The 17,904-nt window shown below is 40.8% G+C and carries 15 protein-coding genes; 6 read left to right on the top strand and 9 right to left on the bottom strand.

The window, feature by feature from the left end:
- Nucleotides 1-689, bottom strand: a 689-nt coding sequence (locus ACYSNO_RS06010; protein ID WP_461730174.1) for an ABC transporter permease, incomplete at its 3' end; no start/stop codon positions are given.
- Between the two features lie 300 nt (nt 690-989).
- Between ACYSNO_RS06010 and ACYSNO_RS06005 the strand changes: the two genes are divergently transcribed.
- Entirely contained in the window at nt 990-2,870 is a 1,881-nt protein-coding gene (locus ACYSNO_RS06005; RefSeq protein WP_461730173.1) for a family 20 glycosylhydrolase, read from the top strand.
- Between the two features lie 25 nt (nt 2,871-2,895).
- Nucleotides 2,896-3,384, top strand: coding sequence for a hypothetical protein (locus ACYSNO_RS06000; protein WP_461730172.1), 489 nt, complete (start codon nt 2,896-2,898; stop codon nt 3,382-3,384).
- A 699-nt stretch (nt 3,385-4,083) separates the two neighbouring features.
- Here ACYSNO_RS06000 and ACYSNO_RS05995 read toward each other — a convergent pair.
- Complete coding sequence (locus tag ACYSNO_RS05995) at nt 4,084-6,765, bottom strand: alpha-mannosidase (RefSeq protein ID WP_461730171.1); 2,682 nt, start codon at nt 6,763-6,765, stop codon at nt 4,084-4,086.
- A 27-nt stretch (nt 6,766-6,792) separates the two neighbouring features.
- Nucleotides 6,793-8,085, bottom strand: coding sequence for a glycoside hydrolase family 125 protein (locus ACYSNO_RS05990; RefSeq protein WP_461730170.1), 1,293 nt, complete (start codon nt 8,083-8,085; stop codon nt 6,793-6,795).
- Nucleotides 8,086-8,246: 161 nt separating this feature from the next.
- Here ACYSNO_RS05990 and ACYSNO_RS05985 point away from each other — a divergent pair, with 161 nt between their 5' ends.
- Nucleotides 8,247-9,302, top strand: coding sequence for a GntR family transcriptional regulator (locus tag ACYSNO_RS05985; protein ID WP_461730169.1), 1,056 nt, complete (start codon nt 8,247-8,249; stop codon nt 9,300-9,302).
- Between the two features lie 3 nt (nt 9,303-9,305).
- Nucleotides 9,306-11,450, top strand: coding sequence for a GH92 family glycosyl hydrolase (locus ACYSNO_RS05980; protein ID WP_461730168.1), 2,145 nt, complete (start codon nt 9,306-9,308; stop codon nt 11,448-11,450).
- 156 nt (nt 11,451-11,606) lie between these two features.
- Here the strand turns inward: ACYSNO_RS05980 and ACYSNO_RS05975 are convergent, their stop codons facing one another.
- The 5 genes from ACYSNO_RS05975 to ACYSNO_RS05955 are packed head-to-tail and all read right to left on the bottom strand — an operon-like array spanning nt 11,607 to nt 15,591.
- Nucleotides 11,607-11,816 (bottom strand): hypothetical protein, encoded by a 210-nt coding sequence (locus tag ACYSNO_RS05975; protein WP_461730167.1) that lies wholly within the window; start codon nt 11,814-11,816, stop codon nt 11,607-11,609.
- Between the two features lie 20 nt (nt 11,817-11,836).
- On the bottom strand, nt 11,837-13,198 hold the full coding sequence (mgtE, locus tag ACYSNO_RS05970; protein WP_461730166.1) for a magnesium transporter: 1,362 nt from the start codon (nt 13,196-13,198) through the stop codon (nt 11,837-11,839).
- A gap of 14 nt (nt 13,199-13,212) precedes the next feature.
- Nucleotides 13,213-14,109 carry an RluA family pseudouridine synthase gene (locus tag ACYSNO_RS05965; protein WP_461730165.1) on the bottom strand — a complete coding sequence of 299 codons (897 nt, stop codon included), beginning with the start codon at nt 14,107-14,109 and terminating at the stop codon, nt 13,213-13,215.
- 1 nt (nt 14,110) lies between these two features.
- Complete coding sequence (locus tag ACYSNO_RS05960) at nt 14,111-14,920, bottom strand: NAD kinase (protein ID WP_461730164.1); 810 nt, start codon at nt 14,918-14,920, stop codon at nt 14,111-14,113.
- Entirely contained in the window at nt 14,920-15,591 is a 672-nt protein-coding gene (locus ACYSNO_RS05955; protein ID WP_461730163.1) for a GTP pyrophosphokinase, read from the bottom strand. The genes ACYSNO_RS05960 and ACYSNO_RS05955 overlap by 1 nt, the downstream gene beginning before the upstream one ends.
- Before the next feature lie 165 nt (nt 15,592-15,756).
- Here ACYSNO_RS05955 and ACYSNO_RS05950 point away from each other — a divergent pair, with 165 nt between their 5' ends.
- Both ACYSNO_RS05950 and ACYSNO_RS05945 read left to right on the top strand, forming a co-directional pair.
- Nucleotides 15,757-16,332: a CYTH domain-containing protein gene (locus ACYSNO_RS05950; RefSeq protein WP_461730162.1), complete on the top strand. Its 576-nt coding sequence runs from the start codon at nt 15,757-15,759 to the stop codon at nt 16,330-16,332.
- A gap of 103 nt (nt 16,333-16,435) precedes the next feature.
- Nucleotides 16,436-17,041: a DsbA family protein gene (locus ACYSNO_RS05945; RefSeq protein WP_461730161.1), complete on the top strand. Its 606-nt coding sequence runs from the start codon at nt 16,436-16,438 to the stop codon at nt 17,039-17,041.
- A 57-nt stretch (nt 17,042-17,098) separates the two neighbouring features.
- Here ACYSNO_RS05945 and ACYSNO_RS05940 read toward each other — a convergent pair whose 3' ends face one another.
- Entirely contained in the window at nt 17,099-17,875 is a 777-nt protein-coding gene (locus ACYSNO_RS05940) for a glycyl-radical enzyme activating protein (RefSeq protein ID WP_461730160.1), read from the bottom strand.
- Nucleotides 17,876-17,904 lie beyond the last annotated feature (29 nt).

Here is a 17,904-nt window from a genome sequence, read left to right as displayed (position 1 = left end):
GTTGGTAAGTTAATGTGCCAGATCCGTTGTAAACGTGTCGCGCCATCCACCACTGCTGCTTCATGTAACTGAGTATCGACTCCTGCCAAGGCTGCGAGGTAGATAACCGAACCCCAACCCGTTCCTTGCCAAACACCAGATAACACATAAACCGTTTTAAACCAACGTGGATCTTCCATAAATGAAATAGGTTGCATTCCGAAGAACTCAATCACGTGGTTGATAATCCCTGTTGATGGGTTTAAGAAAGCTAAGATCATTCCGACCATAACAACGGTTGAAATAAAGTTTGGTGCATAAGTAACCGTTTGTGAGAATTTCTTTAATGGACCATCTTTAATCTCATTTAAAGCTAATGCTAAAATAATTGGTAATGGGAACCCTACAACTAGCGAATAAATGCTAATGCCTAATGTATTTTTTAATAGATCCCAGAAATAGTAAGAATCAAAGAAACGTTGGAAATGTTTGAATCCAACCCAAGGACTCCCCCAGACTCCTAATGTTGGAATGTAGTCTTTGAATGCGATCATCACACCATACATTGGTACGTATGAGAAAATAAAGAATGCTAAGAATGCTGGTAAAATAAAGACGTACAATTGACGACTAGCCAAGATGCTTTTTTTTCTTTTTTCTCTTTTCTTTTGTTGCGCAGTTAATTGCGGCTTATTGCCCGTTAACTCCATGTTTTTTCCCCCTTCAAAATCATTTGCTTGCTGAACACGTTTTCAGGTTACCTTGTTTTCCAATGGTTCTCAATATGTAGATTTTGACCCGCTTACAACCATTGGTATATCAACGTTTCTTTCCTTCTTTTTTCCTTTTTTTCCGTCTTTAATCATCGAATTACTTGGTAAATAGGACTCATTTTTGTGCAAGTTGACTATGTATTAACCCCTTTCAATGTGTATCTTTTCTATATTTTGCACAAGAGCGGCTTTTTATACTATACTAACTTTGAATCAAACAAAAAGGAGCAGCATAAAATGAAAGCGATATATTTTACTGGCGATTTAAAACAAGTTGAAGCAGGTTTAGACCTCCTTTCAACCAAACTAGGATATACCATTCAAGAAGACGGGTATACCATCGAGTTAATCGAACAAGGAAAACAACTCCTTGTAGCAAAAACAGCAGAGAAAGCGACCATCACTTTTGGTGAACCGGCTCACCTTTTTCGCGGTTTAACTTTATTACTGAATCACTGGGACGAGCCCACTTACCATTTAACGGAAACTCCACATTTTCATTTGATTGGTCCCATGGTTGATACTTCCCGAAACGCCGTACCAACCCTTGCAAAAATGAAAGAATTATTAGAAACGTGTAGTACATTGGGACTGAATCAATTCATGCTTTATATGGAAGATACTTACGAGATTCCCGAATACCCTTACTTCGGCTATTTACGTGGACGCTATACTTATGAAGAGTTAAAAGCGATTGATGATTATGGTTTCGCCTTAGGTATCGAAGTGATTCCTTCCATTCAAGTCTTAGGTCATTTAAAAAATCCACTGAAATGGAACTTTTCGCGCGAGTTCCGTGACACGGAAGATATTTTACTGGTCGATGAACCAAAAACCTATGAATTTTTAGAAAAAGCCATTCAGGCCGCTTCCAAACCTTTCCGGACGAAAAAGATCCATATTGGGATGGACGAGGCACATACACTTGGCTTAGGTCGTTACTTACAAAAAAATGGCTTTGCCAATCGCTTTGATTTAATGAACCGTCATTTGGCACAAGTCCTGAAGATTACCGACAGCCTCGATTTAGAAGTAGAAATGTGGAGCGATATGTACTTTCGTCTTGGCTCAAAAACAGGCGATTACTACGACCCTGAATTTGAGATTCCAACAGACGTCGTGAAAAGCATTCCGAATGTCAAAATGGTTTACTGGGATTACTACCATCATGAGGAATCAGAATACGACAATTTATTAACCAGTCATAAATTATTAGAAAAACCAATCGTCTTTGCTGGTGGTATCTGGACCTTTAACGGGATCGCGCCGAACTATGGGAAAACAATTGTTTCAACAAATGCTGCGCTAGCCGCTTGTAAAAAACAAGGGATTTCTTCGGTTTACGCAACACTTTGGGGAGATGATGGTGCCGAAACACCATTGGATGCGGCATTACTTGGCCTACAACTCTTCGCAGAACACCAATTTAATGAAGAAGTTTCTGATGAATTGCTTGCGCAACGCTTGATGGAAATGCAAGACGAGTCGATGGAAAGCTTTTTATTGCTTGATCGCTTTGACCAAACACCAGGAGTTGCTGAGAATAACCCTAGCGGTTCTGCAATCAGTAAAATTATTTTGTACCAAGATTTGCTTTTAGGTCTTTACGATGAAACCATCTCCCACTATGAATTAACCAAACACTACGAAGACCTAGCCAAAGATTTAGCAGGAGCGACCGTTTCCACACATACGGCTGCCCTTTTCCAACACTATACACGCTTGGCTGAACTGCTTGTCACAAAAACAGATCTAGGCATTCATCTCCAAGAAGCATACTTAGCAAACGATAAAGCACGTATGACCACTTTAATCAAAACAGTGGCTCAACTAAAAGAACAAGTTCAAGCTTTGCGTATCGGACATCGAGCGTTATGGTTTAAAGCAAGCAAGGCATTCGGTTGGGAAGTCTTAGACATTCGCTACAGCGGCATTTTAGGCCGTATCGATACCACGATTTGGCGACTAGAGGCTTGGATTGAAAACGATCAAGCAGTCGAAGAACTTGAGGCAACACGTCTACATTTTGATGGTCCATATCCAATGACGAAAGGAACAATTATCGGTCGCAACCTCTATCATGGTATAATTAGTCCAAGCAAGTTATCCGACGTCTAAACGTCACAATTTGGGGGAAGCAAAGATGGTAAAAAAAATACTTATTGGCCTTGCTGGCCTAATCTTTCTGGTTTTTGTTTTAAATTACTTTAATCAGGCAAGTGAAATCAGCAATCAAATCAATCAAAAACCTGGACAAGTCGAAATCAAAGGAAAAATCACCAACGAAGAAGATGTCTTAGCCGTTTACGCATTACTCGAAAAAAACTTACAAGCGGCAAATGAGGAAGATCTTGAAACCTACCTCAGCACCTTAGTACCTGAAGCCCGCGAAGCAACAAAAAAAGAAATGGTGCCTTTTTTCGAAACGTATGATGTCAAGCACACCTTAGTCTCTTTTGAAGTAATCAAAGAAGACGGCGAGCGGATTCTTGTCAAAGCGCGACAAAAAACCGTCAACGAAGGTACCGAAAAATACCGCAATCATATCACCGAAGCCAATCACACATTTGTGAAGATTGACGGTGAATGGCTCCTTGAAGAAACCGCGATGAGTGATACGCAGTTCTTCTAATCAAAAAGACAACAGGCCCGAATGCCCTTCTTGTAGAAAGAGGATTCGGGCCTGTTTGTCTATTCAGTTTTTCTTACCTTCCAACGAACTCCTTCTAATCGACCACTCGCATTTAAAACCCCAAATAGCCGGTGTGACAAAAGTCATTTGACTCTGAAAAACTTCAAGAAAAGGCAAAATTTTGTCCTTATTGTTTCCCTTTTATCCGTCAAACGTTCGTAAAAAACTGGTTTGTATCCTATTTGGTGTTGATGGAGAAATCTCTATAAGATTTTCCTGCAACACTTTTTTCATTTTTTAAAACAAAAAATGGCCTCAAACTGATACGATCTAGTCAACCAAAACAAACACGAATCAGAAGTGAAGCCTCATGGACAATAATACGAGAGTCATGCTTGGCTTGACAGACGAAAATATCACTTTCCAAGGATTCCGATCGACTAGATACTCAACAGGTTCGAGGTGGTCTCGCAGCTTCCGACCACAAGGCGATTTTTCGCAGAAGAGCGGGAAGAGCGGGAGGTTTCCCCTCTTTTTTCAAGCCAACAAAAAACGATAGAGAAAGCATTCCTCTACCGTTTCTGACGATTATTTTTACTCATTTCGGGTCTAGCCACACGATTTGACGAACAACCAAAAAACCGAGGGGCGTTGACAGGTGTCAGCGCCCCTCGGTGAATGTGTGGGTAAAAAATTGAATTATTCGCCTAAACCAACAGTACGGATTTCATACGCGCCAAGTTTTTCTGGGTACGCTTCGTCCATTTTTTCTTCTAAGAGGTTTAATAATTCTGGTTGAACGTCATCTTTCTTGATAGTTAAGTCACGGTCAGTATCTGCCATGTTGTAACCACGTAAGATGATATGGTTATCGCCTTTACGACGTTTTAATGCCGTTGGAACGAACAAGTCGCCTTCTAATTCAACAAAGACACGACTTGAAGCAAGTGTTCCTTCTTGGATTGCGATTTGAGCGGTTGTAAATGGTACTTGTGCCGTATAGGTGTTTTGGTAAGTTTCGTAACGAGACTCCGGCTCACCATGTAGTTCTACACTGTAGTTGAAAGTGAATTCTCCAATACATTGTGCTTCTGGTGTTGGGAAGTAACCCCAGTCACCTAATTCACCAACTGCACGTAACAAGGTTACAGCAATCGTATCATTGTTTTCCACTTCGTATTCATTTAATCCGTAGTTTCCAACCGTTACCCCACGTTTTGCATCATGAATGTTTGCAAATGCGTGTTGGTGTTGCGGGTTTGTTGGGTTTTTCCAGCTTGCGCTTACGCCATTTGGACGTTTTACTACTTCATAAATACTATCTGCTTCATGCGTTTCTACGCCAACTAAACCAGTTGGGAATAACACACGTAGACGGTGGTCTTTCATTTGGTTGTTTAAGCTCGTTTCGAAGTCGACTTTCTTGCTATCACTTGTAATTGTTACAAGTGTTTTAATTGCAAGCGGTGCGGTTTCTTTCGAACGTTGTGCTTTACGCGCAGTGAAACCAATGACCATTTTTTGTTCTTTTTCTAATAATTCATCTGCTGATACAGGAATGTCTAATACATGAGTGATTTCAATCACTGCTTTATCCGCTGTATTTGAAACCACTTTGATAGCTGCCTTCACATCAGAAGAAAGGATCGCTTTGTCGCCTTCTGGTTGTTTGAAGATATATTCGTTGGCAATATCGCCCACGTTTTCAAAGACTGCTAAATTATCAACTGTTACGTTTGAAGATTTATCAGTAATTGCTAATGAACCATTTTCAGCAATTTCCACTTTCATTAAGTCGTTTTCAATCACAGTACCTGCATCATTGGCTAATTGACCTGCTTTTGCTTCAACCTTACCTGGTACTAAAGCATACGTTTCCCATGAATAAGGAGCCATGTCTTTCACAGGCATTTCAACGGTCACGTAACGCTCCATGAATGGAATACGGAAGGCATCTTTTGGTAAATCATAGTCAAAACGGATCTCTTCTTCAGAAATCACTGCTGCAACCACGTTTCCTTCTTTATCAATCACATGGTACTCGCCTTTTTCCACTTCTTCTAATTGACGATATAGTTGTGCCGGCCAGCCTTCTGCAAACGTCTTACGTTCTAATTCGATATCAACCACAGCATCGCCTGATTTTGCTAAACCATTCGTGTTAAAGACAACAAATGGGAAGCTACCTTCTGGGAAGTCTGTCGTATCGATTTTTTCTGTTAATTGACGAACAGCTTCATTGGCTACGTACTTACCAACTTCATTTGCTTTTTCAAAACGCGGCATCATTTCACGGTGCACTTCATCAACCGAACAACCACAGATAGAATCGTGTGGGTGGTTTTGCATTAAGGTTTTCCAACCGTAAGTTAATTCATCGTGTGGGTATTTCCCAGTCACTTCGTAAGCCATTGTCGCAAGCGGCTCAGCGATATTTTCTAATTGACGTTGCACACGTGTGTTCCATTGTTTTAAGTAAACACGAGCAGAAGACGTGTTCGCTAGAGTGAACCAGCCATCTGTTTCTTGTGAAGTCAATTCGCCTTCAACCGTACCAATGTCTTCTGGCAAGTCACTTTGAACGGCTTCTAAGTAATCTGTGAAGTTTGAGTGAATGAACTCATAGTCTGGGTATAACTCGTTCGCTAATTTAATTGCTTGCGCAACATCTTTTTGAACCGGTTGATGGTCAACCCCGTTCATCATTAATAAGTGTTTCGTTGAAGCAAATTGCTCAACGTCTTTTAATTTTTGATCCCAGAACTTAATTGCTGCTTCTTTTTCAGCTGGAATTTCATTTCCGTTACTGTACCAGTTAGCAAACAATAAACCGAAGATTTCCGATTGGTCTGGACCTTTCCACCACATTTCAGAGTATTGAGAAGAATAGCTTTCTGCTTCTAATACTTGGTTATCAAAGCCAATTGGTTTTACACCACGGCCAAATGCTGCAGACTCAAGGCCTGCTTTTTTCATCATTTGTGGTGCTTGTCCCATATTTCCAAAAGTATCTGGGAAGTAACCTAATTTAACCGGTGTCCCCCATTTTTTACTATCTTCCATTCCAATTAACATGTTACGTACGTTTGACTCAGAACTAATCAAGAAGTCATCTTGTAAAATGTAGAAAGGACCAATCCGTAGTTTTCCATCATCAATGGCTTTTTGAACGGCGTCACGTTTTTCAGGGCGAACTTCTAAGTAGTCATCTAAAAGAATCGTTTGTCCGTCTAAGTGGAAGCTATTGAAATCTGGGTCTGTTTCGAATAACTCTAATAAGTCATCCATTAATTCAACTAATAACATATGGTGTTGCTCATAAGGTAAGTACCACTCACGGTCCCAGTGACTATGAGAGATAATATAAACTTTTTTCTTCATAATAAGTGTGTGCTCCTTTTCGATTTATTATTTTTCAACGCGGATATCGAAGTAATCCATGACTAACTCACAGAACATCATGTTTGCCCATGAGAACCATTCGCGTGTAAAGTTATCTGGATTATCAACGTCAAACCCTTCGTGCATTAAGTTTGTTCCTGCATCAGTCGCAACTAATGTGTTTAAGATACGCTCTTTTTCAGCTTTATCATTCGTTGTCATACCTTCCATTGCCATTGCGATTGGCCATACGTAGTTTTCTGGTGTATGTGATGAACCAATTCCTTTTGCGTATTTTCCTTCATAGAAGTATGGGTTTTCTTTGCTTAATAATGTTTTACGCGTACGTAGGTAACGCTCGTCATCCATTGAACCATAACCTAAGTATGGTGCAGCGATTAAGTTTGGTACGTTACTGTCATCCATTAATGAAGCATTGCCTAGGCCGTCTACTTCATAAGCATAAACATCTTCACCCGCAGCGTTTGTTGTGCGTCCGTGTGCTTCAATTCCCGCTTCGATTTCTTCGCGTAATTTTTTCGCCTCTGCAACGATTGCTGCATCATCTAAGATCGTTGAGAAGATTTCTTCTACATAGCCTAAAACAACGACAGCAAACATGTTTGATGGAACTAAATAACCGCCGCCTGCACATGCATCATCACTTGGACGGAAACCGGACCATGTCATACCTGTTGGTGCCACTTCTACACCACGACCATGGTTGATTAATGTATCTTCCGCTCTCCATGTGTCACGTACGAAGTTATAAGGTGATTTACGGTGATCTTGTTCTGTTTTGAAAACATGCAAGATTTTTTTGATTCCTTCAACGAAGTCTTCGTTGAATTGATCCGTACGACCAGTGTTTTTATATAATAGATAAGCAAGTTGGGTTGGGTATGCTAAGGAGTCAATCTCATATTTACGTTCCCAAATCCAATCGTTCATTACAGTATAGTCATCTTGATGTCCTGCGCCGTTTGCTTCTTCGTTGAAAGCATTCGCATAAGGATCGATATTAATATAGAAGAATTGTTTTTTAACTAAACCACTGATCATATCAGCTAAATCTTCATCTTCTTTTGCAATCACTAAGTATGGACGGACTTGAGCAGTGGAGTCACGTAACCACATTGCAGGAATATCACCTGTTAATAAGAAGCTTGTGCCATCTTCATGACGTTTAACAGTTGTTAATAAAGTATTTGCAAAGCCTGCATTAAAGTTTTTTGCCCAATCGGCATGTTCGGTTCCACATTTTTCTGTGATCATATCCATAAAGTTTTGTACTGAAGTTGGTATATCTTTGTAAGCCATTTAGTTCATCCTCCATCAATTTGATATATCTTACAAACGTATTGTACCCTCTTTTTTTCGATTTGTCTACGTTTTCAGCAAAATATTTTTATTTAATTTTCTTTTAATCTATGCTATTATCATAATATGATATATCAACTACTGTAAGAAAGGAGAATTTCATGAGCCAACCCCTCTATAAAAAAATACTAATTGATTTAAAAGAAGAGATTTTGTCTGGCAGGCTTGCAGCCGAAGAACAACTTCCGACTGAAAAGGAATTAGCTGATCGTTATCAGGTGAGTCGAATTACTTCCAAACGTGCCTTAAATGAATTAGAGCAAGCCAATTTAATCTATCGTGTTCGCGGAAAAGGTAGTTTTGTGAAAGCCAAAGACGTTGAAACAACGATTGAAGAGATAGTTCCAATCAAACATAAAAAAGTATTGTTTCTACTTCCCTTCTTGAATGACTTATCTGTTGGAAACTTTACAGAAGGCTTGCTGCCTACACTACAAAAAGAACAAATCGAAGTTTCCATGGCAACCTTAGATGTATTTCAACAAAAATCGGTCAAAGAAATGACCCAAGAATACGACGGCATCATTTACTATGCAGAAGATACCGATTTGTATCTGGATATTTTAGTCAAATTTTCAATGAAAAACTTCCCAGTCATCGTACTGGATAAGAAGCACTTTGAATTGAACTTCCCAACGATTTTATCAGACAACGTCGATGGTGGCTTTCTTGCGACCCAGCAATTAATTGATGAAGGTCATCAACGGATTGCTTACCTATTTGGTCATACAACCCATCCTCAATCCGTTAAAAATCGTTACGTCGGTTATTTAAAGGCCTTGAACAAAGCAAACATTTCCTTTCATACTTCTTCAGGGGATGAAAAAGCCACGAATCACGATTTAATTGAGTATTTGGAAGAAACAAAAGTCACGGGGATTGTTTGTGAAAACGACCTGGTTGCCATTGAAGCGATGCGAATTTTAAAACAACATGATTACCATGTCCCAAATGACTATTCCATCATTGGCTTTGACGACATTCAAGCATCGCGCTTTGTAGACCCACCTCTCACAACCGTCGCCCAAGATTTTATTTTAATTGGTGCGATTGCTGGTGAGACATTAATTACTTGGTTAAAAACAAAAAAAATGCCTCAAGACATCAAAGTCCCAGTGCATTTAATAAAAAGACAATCAACAAAGGAGAGAATCTAACAAATGATTACACACACAATTGATACAAGACACGCGACAGCCAATCAACACAGCTTTTCAAACGGAAACAGCTTACCATACACCGGTGTTCCTTTTGGAATGAACTTTTTCGGTGTCCAAACAACCGATCAAAAAGGTAGCTGGTGGTTCCATCCAGAAGATCGTACCTTCCAAGGCTACCGCTTAACACATCAACCAAGTCCATGGATGGGTGATTTCAGCCGTGTCTTATTCACACCGATTAGTGGCGATGTCCATCAAGCTAGCACTTTCCATGCACAAAGCTCCTACCGTCCAAATGAAAGTACGTTCCGTCCAACCCACGTGAGCGTGACACAATTACGCTACGGCCTCACTTCGACAATGATTCCAAGTATGTATGGTGGGATTTTAGAAATGAACTATTCGGATAAAAATGCCGGATTCATGCTGACGCTGCCAGGACGTTACGAAGTGGAACAAGTGGATGCGCATACGCTTCAAGGACAAGTGATTAATTTCTCTGGTTGTGAAGATAGCGACTTTAAATTCTACTTTACCCTAGCATTCGAACAAGCCATTACTTCTGAAGCAATCAAAGAAGTCGGAGAAGATGGCAGCTTCATCGTACGTTTCGGAGACATTAAGCAACAAAATATGCGCTTTGGTACTTCTTTCATTAGTTTAGAGCAAGCCAGCTTAAACTTATCACGAGAAGAAGAACAAACCGCGGCAGAATATTTGGAGAAAAGTTTAACAGAATGGGAAGGTTACTTAAGCCGTATCGAAGTCGAGCATCAAGACAAGTCACAGACAGAAACGTTCTACCATAACTTCTACCGGATGTTCTTATTCCCACAGACTTTCTATGAAATCAATGCGGATAACGAAAAAATCCACTATGATACTTACAGTAAAAAAGTGCGTCCAGGCGTTCTTTATACAAACAACGGTTTCTGGGATACTTACAAAACGGTCTACCCAATGTACTCACTAATTGCTAAAGAAAAATACGAAGAAATGCTGGAAGGTTTCTTAAACAGCTACAATGAAACAGGCTTCTTGCCAAAATGGTTATCTCCAGATGAGCGTGGCCTCATGCCTGGTACCTTAATTGATGCAGTCATTGCGGACGCGGCGGTCAAAGGAATTCGTTCGGACTTAATGCCAGCACTCCTTGAAGCAATGAAAAAAGCAGCAACGGTCCAAAGTGAAGATTCAAACTACGGGCGTCAAGGAACACTGGATTACTTGAAATTTGGTTATGTCCCAAGTGATTACCACGAGTCCGTAAACCATACTTTAGACTATGCCTACAGTGACTACTGTATTAGCCAAGTGGCAACTGTTTTAGGTGAAACAGAAACAGCGACTTATTACGCAGAACAATCATTAAACTACCGCAACATCTTCAATAAAGAAGAAGGCTTCATGATTGCTAAAGATAAAGAGGGCAACTTCCGTGAGAACTTCCTAGACGTTCGTTGGGGACGTGACTACGCAGAAGGTAGCGCGTGGCAAAGCAGCTTTGCTGTCTTCCAAGATTTCGCCGGCTTAATCAAAGAACATGGTGGCGCAGCTCCTTTCGAGAAGAAATTAATCGAATTAAATAACCAAGCACCGCGTTACAACGTTGATGGCTACGGTTTTGAAATCCATGAGATGAGCGAAATGGCAGCAATCGAGTTTGGCCAATTTGCCATTTCAAATCAACCAAGCTTCCACTTACCATTCTTATTTAGCTACATCGGAAAACCAGAAATGGCACAACCTTTGTTAAAACAAACAATGACACAAGTCTTCAATGCAACAGCTGAAGGGTATCCAGGAGATGAAGATAACGGCAGTATGGCTGGTTGGTATATCTTTAACAGCTTAGGTTTCTACCCAGTAACACCAGGTTCTGGTGAGTATGTGATCGGTATGCCTTTAGTAAGTAAAGCAACGATTCACTTATCAAATGGCGAAAAATTAGCAATCAAAGCATCACCAAACTACCCGCAACAACAGTTCTTACATGAAACCAAACGGAACGATAACGTTCACAGCAAATTATTCTTTGACCATGCAGACTTAATGCAAGGTGGAACGATTGACTATCAATTAGGTACCGTTCCAACACCAAGAACAGTAACAGCTGAAGACCTACCCTTCTCATTATCTAAATAAAACAAAACGCCTCTTCTTACCGACAGCTGGTTGGTAGGAAGAGGCGTCTTTGTCGTATGTGCATTTTTTATCCTTTTCATGCAAGCTAAGGTTAGGATTTCAGAGAAAAAACCAACTTTTCTTGTAAAAGGTAGTTGTTTTTTTCAATATTTCAAATTAACGTGACGCTTTCGGCGGTTGACACACGTCACATTTTCGTTGGTGATTGTTTTTAAATTTTTTGAAGTTTTTTTCAAACTGATTGCCACAAGCACATTCAAATAGGAGCTTTTGTGAAAACCCGGTAAAGTCTTTGGTCAGTAATTTCGTATCTGAATTTTTTTCAACAAAGTCCCGAATTTCTTGTATCGTCCATCTTTTACTCATTCATTCCACCTCATTTTCCTTTAAATAAAATACTGCATAAAAAGAGCCGCAATATTAAAATAAATTAAGACACTCGTTAAATCACTAAGGGTTGTAATGAAAGGGCCACTGGCAACCGCCGGATCAAAACCTAAACGATCCATTAACATTGGAATCAAACTGCCGGCTAAATTCGCCACCGTAATAGCTGCCATCATAGCAATCCCAATGACAAAGCCCAGAATTGGATTTCCTTTCCATAAAGCGACAATCGTAAAAATCGTCAGTCCGGTAATCGCTCCCGTCACCAAGCCTGTCATAATTTCAGATAATAAGACCCGAATAAAAGAGTTGGTTTTATCATCACTAATGGCAAGACGGCGCACCGCAACTGCTAGCGATTGCGTACCGGCATTACCAGCCGTCCCTGTAATTAAGGAAATAAAGACGGCTAAAATACTCGCTTCACTGACAAGCACTTCATACTCTCCAATCAAAGTTGCCGTTGCCATCCCTAGAAAGAGCAAGGTAATCAACCAGGGCAAGCGCCGAGTCGCGGCCTTCCAAGGACTTTCACTGACTTCTTCGACGTTTACCCCAGCCAAACCAGAATAATCACTCGTCGCTTCATCATCAATGACGTCAATAATATCATCGACAGTCACAATGCCTAACAAGTGGTCTTCATAGTCCGTAACGGGTAAAGCAAGAAAGTCGTAATCACGAAAAGTTTGAGCCACGTCAAATTGATCGTCACCGACATGCACCGAAAGTACCCGTTCACTCATGACGTCTTGAATTAAGGCTTCGTCTTCGTTGATAATTAAATCTCTTAACGAAATAACACCAACTAATTGATTGGCTTGGTTCACCACATACAAGTAATAAATCGTTTCAGCGACCGCAGCTTCCTTTTTTAGAACCTGCATCGCCTCACCCACGCTTTGATCAGCGACTAAGGCGACATATTCTGTCGTCATAATCGCTCCAGCGGTTTCATCTTCATAATGCAGTAACTCTTTGATTTCTTTGGCTTCTTCTTCAGACATTAAACTCAAGTATTTCGCTGTGTCTTTTTTTCCTAATAAATTCAATAAATCGACCGCATTATCGGTATACATCGAAGCAAACATTTCAGCTGCATAACTCGGACGCATTTCTGCTAAATAGCCCTTTAATGTTTCTTCATCTTCTTCAATTAAGTCAAACATGTCCGCCATCTCTTTAGGCGATAGATAAAAGTACATTTGATTGCGTTGGCCTTCATCAAGCGATTGATAAAACTGGCCTTGTTCATAGATATGTAAATCTAAAAACCCTTCACGAAAACGCGTCAAATCTTGGGCTTCTAGGTCATTTTTTAATTGGGTATAGCGGATATCTAATGCTTGATTTTCATCCACTGTTTTTCACCTCTCTAACCAATATTTCTTAAGATTTCCGCCATATCTTCAGGAAGTGCCTGTTGAAAATGGAGCGGTTCTTTTGTAAACGGATGGAAGAATTGCAAGTCATAGCAATGCAATGCTTGTCGTTGTAAAGGCAAGTCCATTCGCCCCTCATACATTTCATCGCCCACCAAAGGCCAACCATTGGCCGAAAAATGGACGCGAATTTGATGCGTACGGCCTGTATGTAGTTGAATATCGACCAAGGCAAGGGTCTCATCTTTTTTCACTAACCAGTACTCCGTCTCCGCTTCCCGACCCGTTTCGCTCACTTGGCGTTTCATGATCGAACGCAAGTCACGGCCAATTGGTTGCCGCAACCATCCGTGTGCTTGCAAACTCTCAACCTCGCCTCCTACGAGCGCTTGGTATTTCTTATGAAACGTGCGCGCGCGTAGCTGCTCGTCGAGTTTGGCATGAGCAAAACCATGTTTGGCAAACACCATTAAGCCCGAGGTATCTCGATCAAGTCGTGTCACAACGTGTACCACTTGATTGACGTAACCTTGACTTTGATAATAAGCCTTGACGCGATTGGCCATGGAATTATTCGGATGGTATTGCGCCGGAATAGAGGAAACTCCGGTCGGTTTGTTGACGATTAAAACATGTTCATCTTCAAAAACAATTGTAATGGGTGTTTGGTCTGGTACGAGGGTTTCGTGCTCTCCTTCATCGGGAATGAGAATCGTCACTTCATCGCCGGACTGTAAAAAATAGAGAACATTCTCCTCCACTTGATTAACCAGAATTTGTCCTCCTTGAAACTTAATCTTGGCTAATAAGCGGCGTGAAATGCCTTGCTCGTATAGAAAAAATTTCACCTGTTGTTTTTCTTCTTTTTGATACAAATAATGAAACTTCATTTTAAGTTAAATCTCCAATAAATGCTTCTCGCACGCGACGCCAAAAATCCATGTGTCGGTAGGAAGCAAAACGTATTTTTTCTGGTGCCACGCGGTAATAAACGGACGCGACATCGGCTTGTTGGATGCTAAATTGATCGACGGTGACTAAGTGATCCATACTTTCTGGCAAGCGAACTTCAATCCAGTCATCTTTTGAGACCACAATTGGCGAGCCTATCGTGCGAAACACCCGATTATTTAACGAGGCTATCTCGGTTAGCTGCATCGCTTCAATGCTGGGATGCAAGACGGCGCCTCCGATACTTTTGTTGTAGGCGGTGGAACCTGTGGGTGTCGAAACCGACAGCCCATCTCCGCGAAAGTGTTCAAACAAATCTTCTTTTAAATACACATCCGCCACCATCGTCCGGTGTTCTCGTTTAATCGTCGATTCGTTTAAAGCAAAGAAATGTTTATCCGCCCGACCATCCCGGTAGCGAATCACGACGTCCAAAAGCGGATAGCTCACATTTTCTTCTTGGTTGTTACAAAGCGAGTCGACCAATTCTTCTAACTCGTAATCGCGCCAATCGGTGTAAAAACCCAAATGCCCGGTATGGACCCCTAAAAAACGGACTTGATCCAACTTATGAATATACAAATGAAAGGCAGACAGCAAGGTGCCATCGCCCCCCACTGAAATGACAATTTCCGGGTCCTCTTGATCAATCAAGTTGCCTGAAGTGAGCAATAATTTTTTTAAGGTTGTAGCAACTGCTACCGATTTTTCCGATTGGTTATGAACAAGAGCCACTTTTAAACAGGCCATTATTTCAAATCCCCCCACTCGGTTCCTATTTGATAGTTGTATTCATCCGTTGCCCCTTTGCCATGAGAAAATAAGCGTTGGGCTTCTTGAATTTCCACGCGGATGTTTGACATTTCTTCATCTAATTGATGGGCTGCTTCCGCTGCTCTTTTTAACCGTTCGCTAATTTCTTCTGGAAAATCCCCTTGGTACTTGTAGTTTAAGGAATGTTCAATCGTTGCCCAAAAGTTCATGGCTAACGTTCGAATTTGAATTTCCACTAGGAGTAATTTTTCTCCATCGACTAATTGAACCGGATACTCAATCACCAAGTGGTAGGAACGATAACCACTTGCTTTTTTATTTTCGATATAATCACGTTCAATCATAATTTTCATATCTTTCCGATTGCGAAGTAACTGCACCACATGGTAAATATCATCGACGAATTGGCACATAATGCGCAATCCTGCGATATCAGACATTTCGGGTTCCAAACGATCGAGCGGTATTTTCCTTAATTGTGATTTGGCTAAAATACTATCGACTGGCTTTACCCGACCTGTCACAAATTCAATCGGTACGTGTTGACTCGTTTCACGAAATTGTTTCCGAATGCCTCTTAATTTCACCTTTAATTCAGAAACGGCTTGCTCGTAAGGTGCTAAAAATAAATCCCAATCTCTTTCCATCGTTACACCTCTTGTCTTTCCACTCAGATTCCTTTTCTATTTTAGCACAAATTGAAGAAAAGCTTTAGCCTTCTGGCACAAAGTCTTCATTTCTTTTCCTTTTCAAGCACGTGAGCTACAATGAAAGGAGCAAAATTCGGGGACACCCCACTCTAGGAGGAAAAAATGGCACGTCAAATCGAAATTGAATACAAAACCTTACTAAAAAAAGAGGATTATCAAAAAGTGAAGAAACATTACCAGTTTGAAGCGAGCACCTTCACCAAACAAACCAATCTTTATTTTGATACCCCACAACAAAGCCTCCAGCAAAAACGCTGGGGTCTACGCATTCGCCAGTTTGAAACGGGCGGTGAACTGACTCTAAAATGTCCGACAGCCAAAAAAGGCTTACTTGAAATTACCGATACACTCACTTCAGAAACCGTGCGTGCCTTGATTGCCCAACAAAAAATTTTATCGACAGGTGAAGTGGCCAAACAGTTACAACAAGCCGGCATCGTTTTGAGCGATCTTACACCAATTGCAGCACTCACAACCAAACGTTACGAGCGCAAACTGCCAATTGGTTTACTCGCCCTTGATCATAGCTGGTATCATGGGAAAGAAGATTACGAATTAGAATTGGAAGTCTTTGAAGAAAAACAGGGCAAACAAGACTTTCTTCAGCTGCTAGCCCAACTAGACCTCCCATTTCAACCAGCAGAAAACAAGATTGTTCGTGCCTTAAAAGTTAAATAGGAAGTGTTTCATTTCACCTTTTGATAAGAATCTGTTAAAGTGTGGATGAATAAAAAATAGCGACTGGCTTTTATTGAAAGAAAAGTACTTGGGGGTTTATCCGTTGATTGAAATTTATCTATTTATTCATCCACTCGGCAAGTTTTGTACCGAAGCTGAAAAGTTTTTACTTGATTTTAGTCAAAGATGTGCGGCGAAAATCGATTTGCAGATTGTTCCAGTTGTCAGCCCAAAAACCATCGCCTTTGCATTAAAACAAACACCGATGACCTTAGATGCGCGCAATGACTATTACCAATTGACGTATCAGATTGCTTTGGACTTTAAGGCAGCTCAAATTCAAGGAAAAAAATATGCACGAGACTTTTTACTTTCGTTACAAGAGCGTATCCTCTACCAAAATCAACCATACTCTGAAGAAATGGCCCAAGCGCTTTTTCTTAAAACAGGTGGCGATTTGGATATGTTTTTAGAAGACCGACGTTCGGAGCTTGTGGAGGAGCTTTTTTGGCGTGATCAAAAAACGGCACGTGATTTTCGCGTGACACGCCCAACCAGTGCCGTCATCTATGACTGTTCTTCTGAACAAGACGGCCTTTTACTCGAAGGACTCGAAACAATTGAAGCGGTATTCGAACAACATTTATTGCCGTACCCTCTGAGAACCATCGAGCCCCCTTATAAAAAAACAACCACGGCTTACAACTAAGTCGTTCAAACAAAAATGTCGAGAAAGTGGTGAGCCACCTTCTCGACATTTTTTCTTTTAGCCACCAATTTTCACGATGAAGTGATAGGCTTCATAGTGCGCTTTTATTGCTTCTAGTCGTTCTGCTGAGGGTGCTTCAAACTTCTCCCAGGAACGGTTCAAGCCTCGGTACTTTTCGCGCCCAAATTCGTGATAGGGTAGCAAGTGTATGGAGTCAATTTGAATGCTTTCTTCTACCAACCAATCAATTAACGCCTGCACTTGCGCTTCACTTGTGTTAATCCCTTCTAACAAAATGAGTCGTAAACAAAGGGTGGCCTTTGCTTGACTTAGATACTTTAAATTGGCCAACACTTGCGCATTGCCTTGTTTCGTATATTGGCGATGCAAATGAGAATCCAACATTTTTAAGTCATATAAAAACAAATCGACATACGGTAATAAACGCTCAAAACTAGCCTGTGGCGCCACCCCACAAGTATCGATGGCAACCGATATCTGCTCCGCTTTTAAGCCTTTCACTAGCGCTTCCAAGTAATCCATGTCTTGAGCCATCACTTCACCACCTGACAGCGTGACGCCGCCATTGGAATATTCATAGAACACCTTGTCTTTTTTTATTTCATGAATTAATTCTTCGACGGTATACGGTCGACCAACCGTCTCTTGCTTGCCGTTTTTTCGAACAATGGTTTCTGCTCGATACTTTTGACTTTCTGGGTTGTGACACCAAGCGCAACGAATCGGACAACCTTTAAAAAAGACCGTTGTGCGAATCCCTGGTCCATCATGAATGGAAAAATTTTGAATGTTAAATACAAGTGGTATGGTCATGAATCCCTTTCCTCATCTTTCCTATCCTT

This window comes from Enterococcus sp. LJL98, assembly GCF_054871745.1.
Note: the sequence above shows the minus strand (reverse complement) of the source record. Positions and strands in the feature narration are given on the sequence as shown.

What these genes read in the sequence shown, in the direction of transcription:
- ACYSNO_RS06005 (WP_461730173.1), top strand. Translation starts at nt 990, where the DNA reads ATGAAAGCGATATATTTTACTGGCGATTTAAAACAAGTTGAAGCAGGT.
- ACYSNO_RS05995 (WP_461730171.1), bottom strand. Translation starts at nt 6,765, where the DNA reads ATGAAGAAAAAAGTTTATATTATCTCTCATAGTCACTGGGACCGTGAG.
- ACYSNO_RS05980 (WP_461730168.1), top strand. Translation starts at nt 9,306, where the DNA reads ATGATTACACACACAATTGATACAAGACACGCGACAGCCAATCAACAC.
- ACYSNO_RS05975 (WP_461730167.1), bottom strand. Translation starts at nt 11,816, where the DNA reads ATGAGTAAAAGATGGACGATACAAGAAATTCGGGACTTTGTTGAAAAA.
- ACYSNO_RS05965 (WP_461730165.1), bottom strand. Translation starts at nt 14,109, where the DNA reads ATGAAGTTTCATTATTTGTATCAAAAAGAAGAAAAACAACAGGTGAAA.
- ACYSNO_RS05950 (WP_461730162.1), top strand. Translation starts at nt 15,757, where the DNA reads ATGGCACGTCAAATCGAAATTGAATACAAAACCTTACTAAAAAAAGAG.
- ACYSNO_RS05985 (WP_461730169.1), top strand. Translation starts at nt 8,247, where the DNA reads ATGAGCCAACCCCTCTATAAAAAAATACTAATTGATTTAAAAGAAGAG.
- ACYSNO_RS05990 (WP_461730170.1), bottom strand. Translation starts at nt 8,085, where the DNA reads ATGGCTTACAAAGATATACCAACTTCAGTACAAAACTTTATGGATATG.
- ACYSNO_RS05960 (WP_461730164.1), bottom strand. Translation starts at nt 14,920, where the DNA reads ATGGCCTGTTTAAAAGTGGCTCTTGTTCATAACCAATCGGAAAAATCG.
- ACYSNO_RS05955 (WP_461730163.1), bottom strand. Translation starts at nt 15,591, where the DNA reads ATGGAAAGAGATTGGGATTTATTTTTAGCACCTTACGAGCAAGCCGTT.
- ACYSNO_RS05940 (WP_461730160.1), bottom strand. Translation starts at nt 17,875, where the DNA reads ATGACCATACCACTTGTATTTAACATTCAAAATTTTTCCATTCATGAT.
- ACYSNO_RS06000 (WP_461730172.1), top strand. Translation starts at nt 2,896, where the DNA reads ATGGTAAAAAAAATACTTATTGGCCTTGCTGGCCTAATCTTTCTGGTT.